Source organism: Thermosynechococcus sp. HY596, assembly GCF_030518715.1.
GTDB lineage: Bacteria > Cyanobacteriota > Cyanobacteriia > Thermosynechococcales > Thermosynechococcaceae > Thermosynechococcus.
In genome coordinates this window covers 291,222-306,682 of the sequence record NZ_CP130346.1, presented here as the reverse complement: position 1 = coordinate 306,682, position 15,461 = coordinate 291,222, and the positions used below count along the sequence as shown (strand labels likewise).

16 protein-coding genes are annotated in these 15,461 nt (G+C 54.7%); 9 read left to right on the top strand and 7 right to left on the bottom strand.

Translation table 11 applies throughout. The annotated features are described in order from the left end of the window. Positions 1-55: 55 nt before the first annotated feature. The 4 genes from QYC28_RS01470 to QYC28_RS01455 are packed head-to-tail and all read left to right on the top strand — an operon-like array spanning position 56 to position 3,308. Positions 56-841: a carboxylesterase gene (locus QYC28_RS01470; RefSeq protein ID WP_302679729.1), complete on the top strand. Its 786-nt coding sequence runs from the start codon at positions 56-58 to the stop codon at positions 839-841. Positions 842-865: 24 nt separating this feature from the next. Further along, positions 866-1,087, top strand: coding sequence for a sulfurtransferase TusA family protein (locus QYC28_RS01465; protein WP_149817527.1), 222 nt, complete (start codon positions 866-868; stop codon positions 1,085-1,087). After that, on the top strand, positions 1,084-2,130 hold the full coding sequence (gene rsgA / locus QYC28_RS01460; RefSeq protein WP_149817525.1) for a small ribosomal subunit biogenesis GTPase RsgA: 1,047 nt from the start codon (positions 1,084-1,086) through the stop codon (positions 2,128-2,130). The genes QYC28_RS01465 and rsgA overlap by 4 nt, the downstream gene beginning before the upstream one ends. Then, positions 2,130-3,308, top strand: a complete 1,179-nt coding sequence (locus QYC28_RS01455; protein WP_302679728.1) for a glycosyltransferase — start codon at positions 2,130-2,132, stop codon at positions 3,306-3,308. The genes rsgA and QYC28_RS01455 overlap by 1 nt, the downstream gene beginning before the upstream one ends. Here the strand turns inward: QYC28_RS01455 and QYC28_RS01450 are convergent. Further along, on the bottom strand, positions 3,290-4,342 hold the full coding sequence (locus QYC28_RS01450; RefSeq protein WP_302679727.1) for a TrkA family potassium uptake protein: 1,053 nt from the start codon (positions 4,340-4,342) through the stop codon (positions 3,290-3,292). The two genes, QYC28_RS01455 and QYC28_RS01450, sit on opposite strands and share 19 nt — an antisense overlap. Before the next feature lie 306 nt (positions 4,343-4,648). On the opposite strand from QYC28_RS01450, the gene QYC28_RS01445 reads away from it, so the two are divergent. Next, positions 4,649-5,989, top strand: a complete 1,341-nt coding sequence (locus tag QYC28_RS01445) for a hemolysin family protein (protein WP_149817518.1) — start codon at positions 4,649-4,651, stop codon at positions 5,987-5,989. On the opposite strand, the gene QYC28_RS01440 is transcribed toward QYC28_RS01445, so the two are convergent. The 4 genes from QYC28_RS01440 to ureA form a co-directional block, all read right to left on the bottom strand. After that, complete coding sequence (locus tag QYC28_RS01440) at positions 5,986-8,226, bottom strand: DUF3488 and DUF4129 domain-containing transglutaminase family protein (protein ID WP_302679726.1); 2,241 nt, start codon at positions 8,224-8,226, stop codon at positions 5,986-5,988. The two genes, QYC28_RS01445 and QYC28_RS01440, sit on opposite strands and share 4 nt — an antisense overlap. A 221-nt stretch (positions 8,227-8,447) precedes the next feature. Continuing rightward, on the bottom strand, positions 8,448-8,723 hold the full coding sequence (locus QYC28_RS01435; RefSeq protein ID WP_149817514.1) for a MoaD/ThiS family protein: 276 nt from the start codon (positions 8,721-8,723) through the stop codon (positions 8,448-8,450). 50 nt (positions 8,724-8,773) lie between these two features. Then, positions 8,774-10,072, bottom strand: coding sequence for a threonine synthase (gene thrC / locus QYC28_RS01430; RefSeq protein ID WP_149817512.1), 1,299 nt, complete (start codon positions 10,070-10,072; stop codon positions 8,774-8,776). A 173-nt stretch (positions 10,073-10,245) separates the two neighbouring features. Further along, on the bottom strand, positions 10,246-10,548 hold the full coding sequence (gene ureA, locus QYC28_RS01425) for an urease subunit gamma (RefSeq protein ID WP_149817510.1): 303 nt from the start codon (positions 10,546-10,548) through the stop codon (positions 10,246-10,248). Between the two features lie 69 nt (positions 10,549-10,617). Here ureA and QYC28_RS01420 point away from each other — a divergent pair, with 69 nt between their 5' ends. Then, entirely contained in the window at positions 10,618-11,175 is a 558-nt protein-coding gene (locus QYC28_RS01420; protein WP_286649791.1) for a 5-formyltetrahydrofolate cyclo-ligase, read from the top strand. Here QYC28_RS01420 and QYC28_RS01415 read toward each other — a convergent pair. Continuing rightward, the gene (locus QYC28_RS01415) at positions 11,172-12,071 is read right to left on the bottom strand and encodes a CoB--CoM heterodisulfide reductase iron-sulfur subunit B family protein (protein ID WP_149817506.1); all 900 of its coding nucleotides are present in this window, start codon (positions 12,069-12,071) and stop codon (positions 11,172-11,174) included. The genes QYC28_RS01420 and QYC28_RS01415 overlap by 4 nt on opposite strands. A gap of 184 nt (positions 12,072-12,255) precedes the next feature. On the opposite strand from QYC28_RS01415, the gene metK reads away from it, so the two are divergent. Further along, a complete protein-coding gene (gene metK, locus QYC28_RS01410) occupies positions 12,256-13,506 on the top strand; it encodes a methionine adenosyltransferase (protein ID WP_302679725.1) in 1,251 nt (416 codons plus the stop codon). Between the two features lie 34 nt (positions 13,507-13,540). Here the strand turns inward: metK and QYC28_RS01405 are convergent, their stop codons facing one another. After that, complete coding sequence (locus QYC28_RS01405) at positions 13,541-13,864, bottom strand: hypothetical protein (RefSeq protein ID WP_149817502.1); 324 nt, start codon at positions 13,862-13,864, stop codon at positions 13,541-13,543. A gap of 178 nt (positions 13,865-14,042) precedes the next feature. Here QYC28_RS01405 and QYC28_RS01400 point away from each other — a divergent pair, with 178 nt between their 5' ends. After that, on the top strand, positions 14,043-14,288 hold the full coding sequence (locus QYC28_RS01400; RefSeq protein ID WP_149817500.1) for a DUF3134 domain-containing protein: 246 nt from the start codon (positions 14,043-14,045) through the stop codon (positions 14,286-14,288). A 46-nt stretch (positions 14,289-14,334) separates the two neighbouring features. Beyond that, entirely contained in the window at positions 14,335-15,453 is a 1,119-nt protein-coding gene (gene mraY, locus QYC28_RS01395; RefSeq protein ID WP_302679724.1) for a phospho-N-acetylmuramoyl-pentapeptide-transferase, read from the top strand. Positions 15,454-15,461 lie beyond the last annotated feature (8 nt).

Genomic DNA, 15,461 nt, shown 5'->3' with positions numbered 1-15,461 from the left:
GCGTCCTCTACCTCGGTTGCTCTGGCGATCGGGGTAGATTTTTTATGGTGCTAGCGTGTGGTGTTTGCGTACATTGGTGAATCTCGTTAATCTTCCCTTTTTCTATAGCCATGCTGCGGGCGATCGCGCCTGCTTGTTACTCCATGGCTTGGGGGGTGGGGTTTATGAACTGCAACTTTTGGGAGAGGTTCTCTACAAAGCAGGCTGGACGGTTCAGGGCATCCTCTATCCGGGGCACGATCGCCCCACTCCCCAAATGCCCGCCTCGACATGGCCGCAGTGGTATGAGGCAGTAGTGACAGCCTTTAAGACCTTACGAGACAGCCATCGCACGGTTGCCGTGGTGGGCTTTTCCACTGGGGGAACGCTAGCCCTTCATCTTGCCTATGAGTATGCCGTTGATTCTCTTGTACTCCTTGCCCCCTTTTTGCGCATCTATCGGCCTTGGTTTTGCCCCGTCGCTCCAGAGAGGCTTGTGCAGTCCCTTGGCCAGTGGATTCCCTTTGTGCCTCGGCGCAGCCTACCAATCCGCGATCGCCCCCTACGCCAAGCAGCAGAAGCCGCCTGCTTTTTCAAAAGTTTCAACCTGCAAGCGGTGCGCAGTGCCCTCGACCTGATTGCCCAAGTGGAGCGGGAACTGCCGCTGATCACAACGCCAACACTGATTCTGCAAAGCCTTGCTGACACGGTCGTTGACCGCCAAGGGGGGCAGAGGATTTATGAACACCTAGGCAGCCCCAAAAAGGAATTGCACTGGTTCAAGGAGTCGGATCACTTGCTCCCCCTTGATGTCGAGCGAGAGCAGGTATTCGCCAAGGTGGTCGCCTTTTTGGGAAGATAGTTGCAGTTGGTTACTTGCCCTGCCATGGAAACATTGGATCTACGGGGAACGCCCTGTCCTTTGAACTTTGTGCGCACAAAACTGCGACTGCAACAGTTGCCCCCCCAGCAGCCCCTTGAGGTCTGGTTGGATGCAGGAGAACCCATTGAGCAGGTGCCCGATAGTTTGCGCATGGCGGGCTACGATGTCCTTGGGATTGAGCCACGGCAGGACTATTTTGCCCTTCAGGTGCAGCGTCCGGCATGAGTGATCTGGTGGGCTTGGTGCGGGCTGTTCAGGCCAATTACTACCGTGTCCGCCTGCAGGAAGCCGCCAATGGCATTGAGGAGTTACTGTGTGTACGCCGCGCCCGCCTCAAGAAGATGGGGCAACAGGTGTGTGTGGGGGATTGGGTGGTGGTGAGCCATCCCGACTGGCAAGGACACCGCGGAGCGATCGCTGAGATTTTGCCCCGCCGCAATCAATTGTCACGCCCAGCGATCGCCAATGTCGATCAAGTGTTGCTCCTTTTTGCCTTGGCTGACCCTCCTGCTGATGTCCATCAAATTAGCCGCTTTCTCTTGACCGCCGAGGGATTGAATGTCGAGATTCAGGTGCTTTTCACCAAAGCGGATTTAGTTTCTGCGCAAGAGCAACAGCAGTGGCGCGATCGCCTGCATCAATGGGGCTATCACTGCCATGTCCTCAGTCTCACCCAAGGAAGCGACTGGCAACATCTGCATCCCCACCTCGCCGATAAGATTACAGTTGTCTGTGGCCCGTCGGGGGTAGGCAAAAGTAGCTTGATCCGCCATCTGACACCTCGGGAAGATATTCGCGTCGGTGCGGTCTCGGATCACTGGCACCGGGGGCGGCACACCACTCGCCATGTGGAACTCTTTCCCCTGCCAGCGGGGGGCTGGATTGCCGATACACCGGGCTTTAATCAACCCGAACTGCCCCAAGACCCCCAGCAATTGGCGGCGGCTTTTCCGGAGATTCGCCAACGGCTGAGCAAGGATCGGTGTCTCTTTGATAACTGTCGCCACGATCAGGAACCGGGCTGCTGTGTACGCGGTGATTGGGAGCGCTACCCCCTCTACATTGAGTATTTGCATGAGCTAGAAACAATGGCCAGTTCAGAGCCATCCTTAGGGAAGGTACCCCCAGTGAAGGCCAAGAGTGACCGCCAAGGGCAGCAGCGCCTTGAACCCCTCTTGGATCCGAAAAAATATCGCCGTCGATCGCGACGGCAGCAACATCAGCACCTCAATCCTATGGCTGAAGAAGTCCTCGATAGTGAACTGTGATGACCATATCCCCTGTGTTAACCCTCATCCTGTTGAGTGTAACGGCCCTTTCCCTTGTGATCTGGCTGGTTTTGCTGCTGTTTTGGGGACAGTTTTGGCGCACGGATCAGCGGCTACAGGGGGGAGACCTCAGGGCTTGGCCAAGGGTGGTGGTTGTCATTCCAGCTCGCAATGAGGCGGCGGTGATTGGCACCAGTGTGCGATCGCTCCTCGAACAGGACTACGAGGGAACCCTACATCTGATCTTGGTGGACGATCAAAGTAACGATGGCACAGGGGACATTGCTCGCCAAGCGGCTTTGGCACTGGGCAAGGGCGATCGCCTAACGGTGATTGAAGGCACACCGCTCCCCCCCGGCTGGTCAGGTAAGCTCTGGGCGCTGTCCCAAGGCATTGAGGCCGCTCGAGCGTTTGATCCCGATTACTTGCTGCTTACAGATGCCGATATTGCCCACGATCGCCAAAATTTGCGCCAATTGGTCGCCCACGCCCGTCAGCAAAACTGTGCCCTTGTCTCGCTGATGGTGAAACTGCGCTGCCAAAGTATTTGGGAAAAATTGCTGATTCCCGCCTTTGTCTTTTTCTTTGCTAAGCTCTATCCCTTCCCTTGGGTCAACGATCCACAGCGATCAACGGCGGCTGCAGCGGGGGGCTGTATTCTGATTGATCCTGTGGCGCTGGACAAGATTGGTGGCATTGCCTGTATTCGCCATGCCCTGATTGATGATTGTTCCTTAGCTGCCGCTGTCAAGCAAGCCGGCTACCGCATTTGGTTGGGGCTGACACCGACCACCGTGAGTCTGCGTGCCTACAATACGCTCGGCAGTATTTGGCAGATGGTGGCTCGCACCGCCTATACGCAGTTGTCCTATTCACCGCTCTTGCTGGTGGGAACCGTGATTGGCATGACACTGGTGTATTTGTGGGCGCCCCTTGCCCTTGCTATCGGTCTGATCAGTCAGTCGCTGCCCTTAGCCGTCATGGCGGGACTCACTTGGGGGAGCATGGCGATCGCCTACGGGCCAACGGTGCGTTTCTATGGCCTCAATGGCGCTTGGGCGCTGACACTGCCGCTGATTGCCTTCCTCTATACGCTGATGACACTGGATTCGGCGCGGCGCCACTGGCAAGGTCGGGGTGGTGCTTGGAAAGGACGGGTTTATCCCCGCAAGTCATAGATGGGGCGATAGGCCATGACAATCAGCGTGTCAGTGGGGTCAAGACTCTGAAAGTCTGAGGGACGAGGGTTGAGCAACACCTGTTGATTTTGGCGGCGAATCCCGATCAGGAGCAGCGGGTTCTCTGGATGGCGGCTACTGTACTCACTCATCCAAGCACTGAGGGCAGCAAAGGAGAGGCCACAGAGGGTCGTGGGATAGTACCCCGGCTCAATAAAGTAGAACTCATTGGTGTGATCAGAATAGGTCAGGAGTTGGCGATAGACCTCGGACATTTGACGAAAGAGGGCACTTTGGGCCAGAATCCCAGAACTATAGTCCTGACTCAAAATCACTTCATCCACCCCTGCTTCCTTGAGGTGGCGCTGGCGATCGCTATTCACCAATTCGGCCACCACATGAATATCCTGCTCTTGGCCAGGGGTTTTCTCTAGGTGCTTTACCGCAAGGGCAATGAGGGCATTTTTTTCATCGGGAGCTTCCATGTCGGCATCCGCAAGCAGAATAATGGCTTTGGCTTGGGGGGCATTGAGGCGCTCTAGGGTGCCATGGTGGGTAGGATCCCCTTGTACTACAAAGACATCCGGGCGCCCTTGGAATTCAGGATCCAGTGCAATCGGTTCAGCACATAAAAGCACAATGTCGCGGGGATGGTAGACGTTGGCGGCAATCAATTGGCGGAGCACAAGGGGCGCCTTGGCATTCCAGTTGCAGATAATAATGTGGTTGCTAAAGGGTTTCATGGGTAGGGTTTGGCTAAGAGCTTGGGTGACAAAGTAGGCGGAAAACTTGCCAATCAGGGCACCAAAGGCAAAGGTGCCAAAGAGCAGTAGCAGCAGCTGCAGGACTTGCCCCAGCAGGGTGCGCGGGCGATCGGGATACTCCCCCACCAAGGTAATCACTGCATTACTGAGGGTCTCCCAAGTGCGGCTCGGCGACTGGAGTGCCTCTTCACTCCAGAGGAAAGCCACAATTAACAGCACCAGAATCGCGATCGCCCCTAGGGTAAGGAAGCGTTGAAGTCGCTCGTGCATTGGTTGGCGAGGGAAACATCACGTCTATTCTAAGATTCCGCCCCCTTGTAGAGTCTCCCAGATTCCAGTATCCTGACTGCTATACAACCCTTTTCCCTAAGGATGGAACCCCCTCGAAACAGCCAAAACTGCTTAATGACCCAATCACATCCCCTCAACAGGTCGATATCACTGGCAGAGGGGCGATTTATTCAGCATGATAGAAACAACATCGGCAGTAAAGGAGCAGTCTCTTGAATAAGCCTGACGACCCACAATGCCGACTCAGACTGTATATCTGGGGTTCCCCCTAGAAGAATAGCTGCAATGTCTGCCGCTGCCTTAGAAATTTTACTTGTGCTGCTGCTCATTATCGCCAATGGCATTTTTGCTGGTGCTGAAATCGCAGTGGTCTCTGCACGCAAAGTCCGCCTTGAGCAACTGGCAAAACGGGGTCAACGCAAGGCGAAGGCAGCCCTAAAACTCGCCAACTCCCCGAATAATTTTCTCTCGGCTGTACAAATTGGGATTACCCTGATTGGGATTCTCAGTGGTGCCGTGGGCGGTGTCACCCTTGCCCAGCGGTTACAGGCTGTCCTCAGTCCCGTGCCATGGTTGGGTCAATACAGCCAGCCTTTGAGTATTGCCCTTGTGGTGACGGGGATTACATACCTTTCCTTGGTGATTGGCGAACTGGTGCCCAAGCGCATTGCCATGACGTACCCCGAGGCGATCGCCTGCAACATTGCCAAACCCATGACATGGCTGACGAAATTAGCGGCTCCGATTGTGCATTTACTCAGCGTCTCCACAGATACCATTCTGCAAGTATTGGGCATTGCCACCATTGCCGACCAAACGGTTACAGAGGATGAAATCAAAGTCCTGATTGAGCAGGGGGCACAGGCGGGTCTCTTTGAGGTGGCGGAGCAGGACATGGTGGCGCGGATTTTCAACTTGGGCGATCGCCCGATTCAGTCGATCATGACCCCCCGCACCGATATTGTGTGGCTGGATATTGAATCTTCCCTTGAAGAAATGGAGGCGGAAATCCTAGCCAGTTCCCATTCGCGGTTTCCCGTGGCTGAAGAAACCATTGATCACTGCTTGGGAATTATTTCAGCCAAGGACTTTTTGGCCGCTCGTCTCACCCAGCAAGAGATTGACCTGCGCCAGCTTTTGCAACCAGCGCTCTTTGTTCCCGAAGGCCTACCGGCACTTGATGTCCTTGAACTCTTTCGCCAATCGAGTCAACACATTGCCCTGATTACTGATGAATACGGGGGCATCGAAGGGCTGGTGACGCTCAATGATCTCACGGAGGCGATTATTGGCACACTGCGCCACGACGAGGGGGAAGAACCGCAAATTATTCAGCGGGAGGATGGCTCTTGGCTATTGGATGGACTGCTCTCCACCTATGAACTCAAGGAATTGCTGCGGCGGGAAAGTTTACCTGAGGAGGACACGGCCAACTACCACACCCTTGGCGGGCTAATCATTACGCTATTTGGGCGTATTCCCCAGTCGGGAGATTACATTGAAACCGATGGCCTGCGCTTTGAAGTCGTGGATATGGATGGCAACCGCGTGGATAAGGTGGTGGTGACCGAACTAGTGAGCGATGATGCCCTCGCTGATGACAGCAACCCCAAGGACAAGGATTAACGACGGCGCAGATCCGCTACCGTGCGTTGCAGCGATCGCCAGCGTTGTTGTCGCAGTTGATTCAGGGCGCGTTTCAGGGGTGGCAAGGGGGGCTGATCACCACCATAGCGCCAAGCCCCATAGGCCTGCGTCAGGGTTTCAATGGCTCGCTGACTGACGGCATCAAGACGGCCAGCGGTTTGCAGCGATCGCGCGTATTCCCACGGCGTTTGATTGGGTCGCTTCGGTAATCCCTGCTGGGTGAGACCATCGAGCATTTGTACATAGAGGCGGGCGATCGGCGGCAGTTTTTGCAGGCGTTGACGATATCGCCACGTCTGGAGAGCGTACCACAAGCCCCAGACCACAATGACGCCACCAAAGAGCATCAAAATCCCTTGGACAATCCCCCCCAGCCCTTGGCTAAACAGATCAAAGAATTTTTGCAAAGCAGTTTCGAGGGTAGCAAAGACAATGCCAAAAAATCCCGTCACTGGGGTCGGCAACCATCCCGTGACCCACTGCCAAAACTGCTGGAGAACGCTAAAGGTCTGATCTACCTCTAGGGTGGCTGGATAGAGATCGTGCCCCGGAATTGGATCAAAGAGAAACCAGCCCAAATTGGGAAAGTAGGCTTCCGTCAGGGCATAGGCATCGGTATTGCGAACCACATACAAGCCCGTGAAGGGGTTAAATTCCCCCGTTCCTAAACCGGTGACCAAGCGCGTGGGAATGCCAATACTGCGCAGTAGCAGTGTCAACGCCGTGGAAAAGTGATCGGGATAGCCGCCGCGCCACTCAAACAGAAAGGCTGCGACCAAGTCTTGATCTTTGCCTAGTTCGGGAATGTCGGTTTTCAGGGCATAGGATTGCTTCAGGGCTTGGGTGAGGTAGAGAGCTTGCTCGTAGGGTTCGGGAATCGAGCGATCGGCCTTGGCAAGGAGGTCTTTGGCCAGTGCTTGCAGGCGTGGTTTCAGGTCAGGGGGCACTTCAAGGTAGGACTGATAGCCTACGGTGTGATTTAATTTTGGCGCTCTGCGCAACAGAGAGCGATCGCGCACGGGCACTTGGGAAATCACAGAATAGGTCAGCCCTTCGGGCAAGGGCACTGGCGCACGCAGGCCACCATCGGGGTCACGGGCAATTTCACGGGTGGGAAAATAGAGTTCGCGGGGTTCGTAGAGATGGGGAATCAGGTTACTAAACTCAGAGACAATGGTATAGGTCTGAATCACTTCCCGCGTCGGCATTTGGGAGAGTTGTTGTGGCAGCAGATAGCGAAAACTCCAAGGGGAACGCCGCAGCACTTCTGCCTCATCGTTGCGACTAATGCGCCAACCCCGCCCCGTATATTTGTCAAAGGCAAGGACGCGCCAAAAGCCGGGGGCTTGCGATCGCACCCGCATTAACTCCCTAGGCGTCATGCTCCCGCCAAAGGTCTGATCAATCTCGGAGCCAAAGCCATAGTAAAAGTTCGGGTCAAAGGTTTGATTGGCCAGTTCCTCGCCGACACCGCCACCACCACGGCCACTGACATAGCCCGGATTGATCACCCGGGTTTGGTCAAACTCCCCTGCCACTTGAATTTCAGCACTGACAGGCAAGGTGCGAATTTGATAGCCAGGGAAGCGCGGCAGCAGCACAAAGACCACCATCCCCAAGCCAAGAATCAGGGCAAAGAGGCCGACCCATTGCCGCCAAGGCAAGGCCAAGGCTTTCAGGGTGGTGGAGAGTAAGCCAAGGCGCGAGCGGTAGTCAAGGACGAGTACAGGTAGGGCGATCGCCAGAAAGATCACAAGAAACAGCCCAAAGGTCATGGTTTGACTGAGGGTGGCCGCCACACTAATTAAAATCAGGGCAATCACCATCGAGTAGCCCAAATCTTTGCGGCGGGGCAAGTCAAAGCTATGGAGCACTTGCAGTTGAATCAAGAGTTCCGTCAGCAGAATCCGTGAATCTTGGTTGAGGGTGGCCAATCGCCCCAAAAAAATCGCCAATGCCGTCAACATCCCAATGGCGATCGCCAGCTTTGCCACCACATTTTTTTGTCGCCGTGCCCACCAACTCCAACTAAAGCCGGCAATGGAGAGGGGAACCGCCCAGAGACTATTGGCAGTATCCGCCGCCACATCGGTTGCCACCAAGCCAACAATCACCATGCCCAAGACCCCTAGGCGCAGCAGGAGGGAATCCTCAACATCTTTGGCGGGAGCCAACATTGGAGAATTGGCAATGGGCTGTAACCAAGACTGAAACATCGGACAGCAGCGGCAAACAGTGCCCTGATCCTAACAAATCTCTTCCCAAGAAGCGGTGGATACCTTGGCGGCGATCGCGTCCTCTATCAGCGGCTTGCAGCATGGCTTAAAAATCAGCCCCTGACGGCGCAAATTTACACCGAAGAGGAACTCAGATCGCTTCCTTCCCCCAGAGCTAAAATCAGCGTTCAATCATCTCAACAGGAGCAAATTCCTCTTGCTTAGCCGCCAGCGATCGCGGGAATGATGCTGACTTCGTCGCCATCCTTGAGGGGCGTTTCAATGCCATTGAGGAAGCGAATATCCTCATTGTTGACGTAGAAATTGACGAATCGCCGCAGTTGGCCACTTTCATCACAGAGGCGCCCTTTAATGCCGGGGCAGTCCTGCTCTAGCTTTTCCAGAAGCTCGGCGATCGATTGGGCTTGGCACTCCACCGTTGCTTGATCGCGGGTGAGCTTTTGCAAGGGAGTGGGAATCAAAACAGTAACAGCCATAGACCTCTACAAACCATCCATAAATTTCAACACAGCGTCGGGAAAACCGACTAGACCAATACCGGTTGCCAATCCAACCGTTCGAGGGTGCGCGATCGCTCCAAGGCGCGCTCAAAGCTGGCCAACTTGGGTTCGATCGTCAGGGGTTGGCCAATCTCGTTTTGCACCGCCTCTTGGGTTTTCAGGCCATTGCCCGTGATATAGACCACCGTCACCTCCTCAGGGTCAATTTTGCCCGATTCCACCAATTTTTTGAGAACGGCAATTGTGGTACCGCCAGCGGTTTCCGTGAAAATACCTTCCGTTTCCGCCAGCAGCTTAATGCCTGCCACAATTTCTTCATCGGTGGCCGCAGCGATCGCCCCATTGGTTTTGCGGGCAATCTCTAGGGCATAGACCCCATCGGCGGGGTTACCAATGGCAATGGACTTAGCAATGGTGTTGGGCTTCACGGGTGCCACAAAATCCCGCCCCTCGGCATAGGCTTGAGCAATGGGGGAGCAGCCCATCGCTTGGGCACCACTACAGCGCACGGGTTTATCCGCCACCAGACCCACTTCCACAAATTCGCGGAAGCCCTTGTAAATTTTCGTGAACAAAGAGCCAGAAGCCAAGGGAGCCACAATGTGGTCAGGAAGCTGCCAGCCCAACTGTTCAATCACCTCATAACCGAGCGTCTTTGACCCTTCCGAATAGTAGGGGCGCAAATTGATATTGACAAACCCCCACCCGTGGGTATTCGCCACTTCCGAACACAGGCGATTCACTTGGTCGTAGTTGCCCTCAACGGCCATCACCGTTGGCCCATAGATGAGCGTCCCCAAGACCTTACCCGCTTCCAAATCCGCTGGAATAAACACACAGCAATCTAGCCCCGCATGAGCTGCGATCGCTGCCGTTGAATTCGCCAAATTGCCGGTACTGGCACAGGAGACTGTCGTAAAACCCAATTCCCGCGCCCGCGTCAACGCCACCGATACTACCCGATCCTTGAAGCTCAGGGTGGGCATATTCACAGCATCGTTTTTGATGTACAGATGCTTGAGTCCGAGCCGCCGAGCCAGCCGCTGGGCTTTGACGAGGGGAGTCATCCCTGTGCCCACATCAATGGGGTTGGCCGATGTCACAGGCAAAAAGGGACGGTAACGCCAAATGGACTTTGGCCCCGCCTCAATCGTGCTGCGCGTTACGGCTGCCGCCAATTGGCTCAGATCGTACTTCACCTCTAGGGGGCCAAAACAGTATTCGCAGACATGAATGGCTTGAGGTTCGTACTCGGCGCCACACTCTTTGCATTTGAGGTGGGTAAAGTAGGCGGTGGCGGTGGTGGAGCTAAGGGTTGCGGTCATGGGTGTCAGACTGCCTCAGACAAGTTGTTGACCATCCTAGCAGGGGGCGATCGCCCTGTCAAACATATCCGACTATTTTTATCGGGATTTGAATGACTGCAAAATTCTTTCCGCACCCCTTGGGAATGCGTTGCTAGTCATTGGTTGGCGCTAACTTGAAGCGTTTTCAGACGTCAGCGAATGGGGGTATGCCCTGTCACCAGCTTCGTGCTATCGGGAAATGTTGCTTCGACTTGTACTTCTGTGAGCATTTCTGGCACCCCCTCCATGACATCGTCACGGCTGAGCAGTGTTGTGCCATAGTTCATCAAATCAGCAACTGTGCGCCCCTCCCGCGCCCCTTCCAAAATGGCAGCAGAAATATAGGCCACTGCTTCGGGATAATTGAGCTTGAGACCCCGTGCTTTACGACGTTCGGCCACAAGAGCGGCGGTAAAAATCAGGCGCTTGTCTTTTTCTTGGGGGGACAGTTGCATCGTTCCTCAGGCTAAACACTCACTTTGGCCTCTATCTCTTAACTTGTGGCTTTGGTGCCCAGAAAATCAATGAGCGATAAAGTCAAACTGCGACAACACTATCTTGAATGGCGGCAGCACTTGAGCGATCGCGAGTGGCAAGATCGCAGTCAGCGCATTTGTCAGCACTTGCTTGATCATCCCCAGTTTCAACAGGCAACCACAGTGTTGACCTATGTGCCCCATCGCCGCGAACCCGACTTGCGCTTCCTCTGGTCACTCCCGAAACAGTGGGGCTTGCCCCGTGTCGTGGGTCAGGATTTGCGGTGGCATTGTTTTAATGGCAACCAAGACACTCTCCAGCAAGGACGCTATGGCATTTGGCAACCGCCCCCCGAAGCGCCCCCGATTGATCCAGCGTGTGTTGATCTCTGCCTAGTGCCTGCTGTTGCCTGCGATCGCCAAGGGTACCGTCTCGGCTATGGCGCCGGTTTTTTTGATCGCCTCTTTGCCCACCCCGATTGGCAGCACGTGTGTCGCTGGGGAATTGTCTTTGAGTCAGCCCTTCTAGCAGAATTGCCCCGTGATCCGTGGGATCAGCCACTGCAAGCTATCTGCACTGAATCAGGCCTCTTGGAAATCAGCTAAAGCCCTAGTTTTGCCAACACCGGTTGCGTTGAAACCACATGTTTTCTCAAACCCAGTTCCTCAGGACGCAGGCCAAGGGCTAGACCCACCAGTTGCGGCAAATGGAGAATCGGCAAATTGAAGGCAACTCCCACCTGCTGGGCAATTTCTGGTTGGCGAGCATCCAGATTCAAATGACAGAGGGGACAGGGGGTGACAATGCAATCCGCGCCATGGGCGATCGCGCTCTGGAGTCGTTGTGCTGCCATGGCAAAACTGGCCGCCGTCGCATAGCTGGAAATGGGCCAACCACAGCACTGAGTGCGTCCCTCATACTCGATGGGGGTAGCCCCAACTGCCTCAAAGACCTGTTCCATTGAGGTGGGACGAATCGGGTGATCAAAGGGCAGCCTCTCTTGGGCGCGCAGGAGATAGCAGCCATAAAAGGCCGCACAGCGCAGTCCCTTGAGGGGACGACGGACGCGATCGCGCAACTCGTCAATGCCCACATCGCCGACAATCGCCCAGAGTAAATGCTTCACTTCTGTGGTGCCTTGGTAAGGAGCGCAGCCCTGTTGCGTCAACACTTGGTTAATTTCTGCCACGTACGCCGGGCGATCGCGCTGAAAAGTTTTCAAGCGTTCATCCACATGGCCAATCACCCCCTGACAGGTGCTGCAATGGGTCAACAGGGGCAAAGCCAACTGTTCGGCAAGGGCAATGTTGCGGGCATTGACGGTATCTTCTAGCAGCCACGAATTTTCCTTAAACGTGCCTGAGCCACAACAACTGGCTTCCTGCAGTTCCACCAGGTCGATATTCAACAGGGGGGCGATCGCCCGCGTTGAGAGGTCTAATTCCCGACAGGCGCCTTGAGCCACACAACCAGGATAGTAGGCATAGCGTAAAGCAGACATACAACTTGAAACGCCTAAAATCTGCTCCTAGTCTAGCCAATCATCACAATCACTCGTGTGTCCTACTGCTCAGGTATAATCCTAGGATTTAGAAACCAATCCTTGTTTTTTAGTCAAAAGTCCGTGTTACCATAAACCAATTTCTTGCAGTTCTTTCAACAACCCATGCCATAGGAGTGCTATCTTGCGTTACTTATTTAGTTCGGAGTCCGTCACCGAAGGCCACCCCGATAAGATTTGCGACCAAATTGCCGATGCCATTCTCGATGCCCTCCTCACCCAAGACCCCCAGAGTCGCGTTGCTGCTGAGGTGGTGGTTAATACCGGTTTAGTCCTGATTACGGGGGAAATTACCACCAAGGCACAGGTCAACTACGTCAACCTAGCGCGGCAGAAAATCCATGAAATTGGCTACACCGATGCTGAAAATGGCTTTGCCGCCAATAGCTGTGCCGTTATCGTTGCCCTTGATGAGCAATCCCCCGATATTGCCCGAGGGGTGGACACGGCTCAAGAAGCACGGGAACGCCTCAGTGATGCCGAATTAGATCGCGTTGGCGCCGGTGATCAGGGCATTATGTTTGGCTATGCCTGCAATGAAACCCCTGAGTATATGCCCCTGCCCATTAGCTTGGCTCACCGCATGGCGCGTCGCTTGGCCGCTGTCCGCAAAACGGGTCAACTTCCTTATCTGCGTCCCGATGGCAAAACCCAAGTCACCGTCATCTATGAAGATGGCCAGCCGGTGGGCATTGATACCATCCTGATTTCCACCCAACACACGGCCACCATTGGTGACATCAGCGACGAAGCGGCCGTTCAAGAAAAGATTAAAGCCGATCTATGGGAAGCCGTCGTCAACCCTGTCTTTGCGGATCTGGCAATTAAACCCGATGACAAGACCCACTTTCTCGTCAACCCCACGGGCAAATTTGTCATTGGTGGTCCTCAGGGGGATTCGGGACTCACAGGACGTAAACTCGTCGTTGATACCTACGGTGGCTATGCCCGTCACGGGGGCGGTGCCTTTTCCGGGAAAGACCCCACCAAGGTCGATCGCAGTGCTGCCTACATGGCTCGTTACATTGCCAAAAACATTGTGGCCGCAGGCCTAGCCGACAAATGCGAGTTACAGATTAGCTATGCCATTGGCGTTGCTCGCCCCATGAGCCTCTTTGTGGATACCTTTGGCACGGGTCAACTTGCCCCAGAGCAACTGCTGGAGTTAATTACAACCCACTTTGATCTGCGCCCCGCTGCCATTATCCAAACCTTTGGCCTGCGCCACTTGCCCCAAGATCGCGGTGGTCGCTTCTACCAAGATGTGGCTGCCTATGGTCACTTTGGGCGTCATGACCTCGACCTACCTTGGGAAAAACTCGATAAAGTCGCCGATCTGCAAGCCGCTGCCGCTCAATTTCTAAGCGCAGTCTAGGATCATATTGGGGGGGATTTCTCTCCCCCTTTGCTTATTGGGTGACTCGTTGCAGGCAGGTTTGTGCCGTGTTGGTGAGCATCTGGCGCACTTCGGGAGTGACATTGGTCTGTACATCTTCACCGATCGCCTGAAATTCTGCCAAGGTGAGCGAGGATTGCAGTTCATTGATCACACAGGTACAGTAGGCATTGCCGTATTGCGCCATCTGTGGCACCTGTTGTTGCAGGGCAGTGGTACATTCACTGGTAAATCGGGAAACCACTTCTGGGGGGTAGGGAGCAGCGATCGCCCCCCCGCCGAGGGACACCGCACTTAAAACCGTCAAAGAGATGGATGATTTTTTGAGTAAAGACATTGTTTCTATCCCTCGTGTATCAAAGTTTCATGCCCATTCTTTAGGGACTTCTCCAGTCTAGGCAGGTTCCAGAGAATGTGCCACTTTGGGCGATCGCCACAAAACGCAGATTTACATTCCTAGGGGCAAACGTTAAAGTAGAGGATTGGACTACTACAACACCGTTCACCTTAGCCCTATGACCCTATACAACCCCTCTTTGTACGAAGAACCCATTTCCCAAAAGAACTTAACCGCTGCGGGTCGTTCCGATCGCTCCATTTTGGAATGGTTACAGCAAACGGGTCGATTAATTGCCCGTGATGCCAATGAGACAGACCCGATCGTGGATAGCACCCTCGATGATATGGGTGAAATTGAGGAATTTGTTGGTGACTCCTTGGGCGATTACGACGAAGAAGATGACCTAGGGCTTGAGGAGTAGGGCACAGATCCCCCTATTATCGGAGTGATGTGCTAGAGCTATCCCCATGCCCTCCACCAAAACCACGGCTGCCATTGAACCCCGTTGGCTGACAGGACAGCGACTTTTTGGCCTTCTCGCTATTGGCCTGCTCATGGCTAGCATTGCCTACGATACAGGGGCAAACCACTGGCAACAGCCGTTGCAAACCTTGACACTGCCTTGGTTGCTGAGCTTTGCCATCGTTGCAGTTCTAGGGAGGGCCGTGGTGCCCCTGTTGCGGCGGTTGAAAACGGGGCAGATTATTCGCGAAGATGGCCCGCAATCTCACCTGCAAAAATCGGGCACACCGACAATGGGGGGAATCTTTTTTGTGCCGACAGGGTTAGGTCTAGCCCTCCTGTGGACTGGAGTTGCGCAGGGGAAAGTATCCGCAACGGTGGGGGCGATCGCCCTCCTTGTCCTCTGCTATGCCGCCATTGGCTGGTGGGATGACTGGCAAGTTCTGCGGCGTAAATCCAACAAAGGGTTATCGGCGCGGCTGCGACTCCTTCTTGAGGGGATTGGGGCAGCTCTTTTTTGTGCTTGGCTGGTCGGAAGCGATCCAACGGCAACGGTAGTGACCGCGCCTTGGGGGTGGATTTGGCCTTTAGGGATCGCCTTTATCCCCTTGGCGATTTTTGTGCCGATGGCGGAAGGGAATGCCCTCAATCTCACCGATGGTCTCGATGGTCTTGCCGCAGGCACGGCGGCGATCGCCCTTCTCGCTTTAGGCATGATTCTGACCGCCCATCCCGATTTGCAAATTCTGGCAGTGGTCATGAGTGGTGCCTGTCTCGGCTTCCTTTGGCACAATCACCATCCGGCACGGGTGTTTATGGGGGATACGGGTTCCCTAGCCCTTGGGGCACTCCTAGCGGGCATTGGCTTGGCCAGTCATCACCTCTGGGAACTGTTGATTGTCAGTGGTCTTTTCTTTGTGGAGTCTCTCTCAGTCATTGCCCAAGTGCTCTACTACAAGGCAACCAAAGGTCCCGATGGCGTGGGCAAGCGGCTGCTGCGCATGGCCCCTCTACACCATCACTTTGAGTTGGGTGGCTGGTCAGAACTGCGGGTGGTGAGTACGTTTTATGGGTTGGTTGCCCTTTTGGGACTGCTCTGTGGCCTCCTGCAATGGTTGGCTTGATGGGGGAA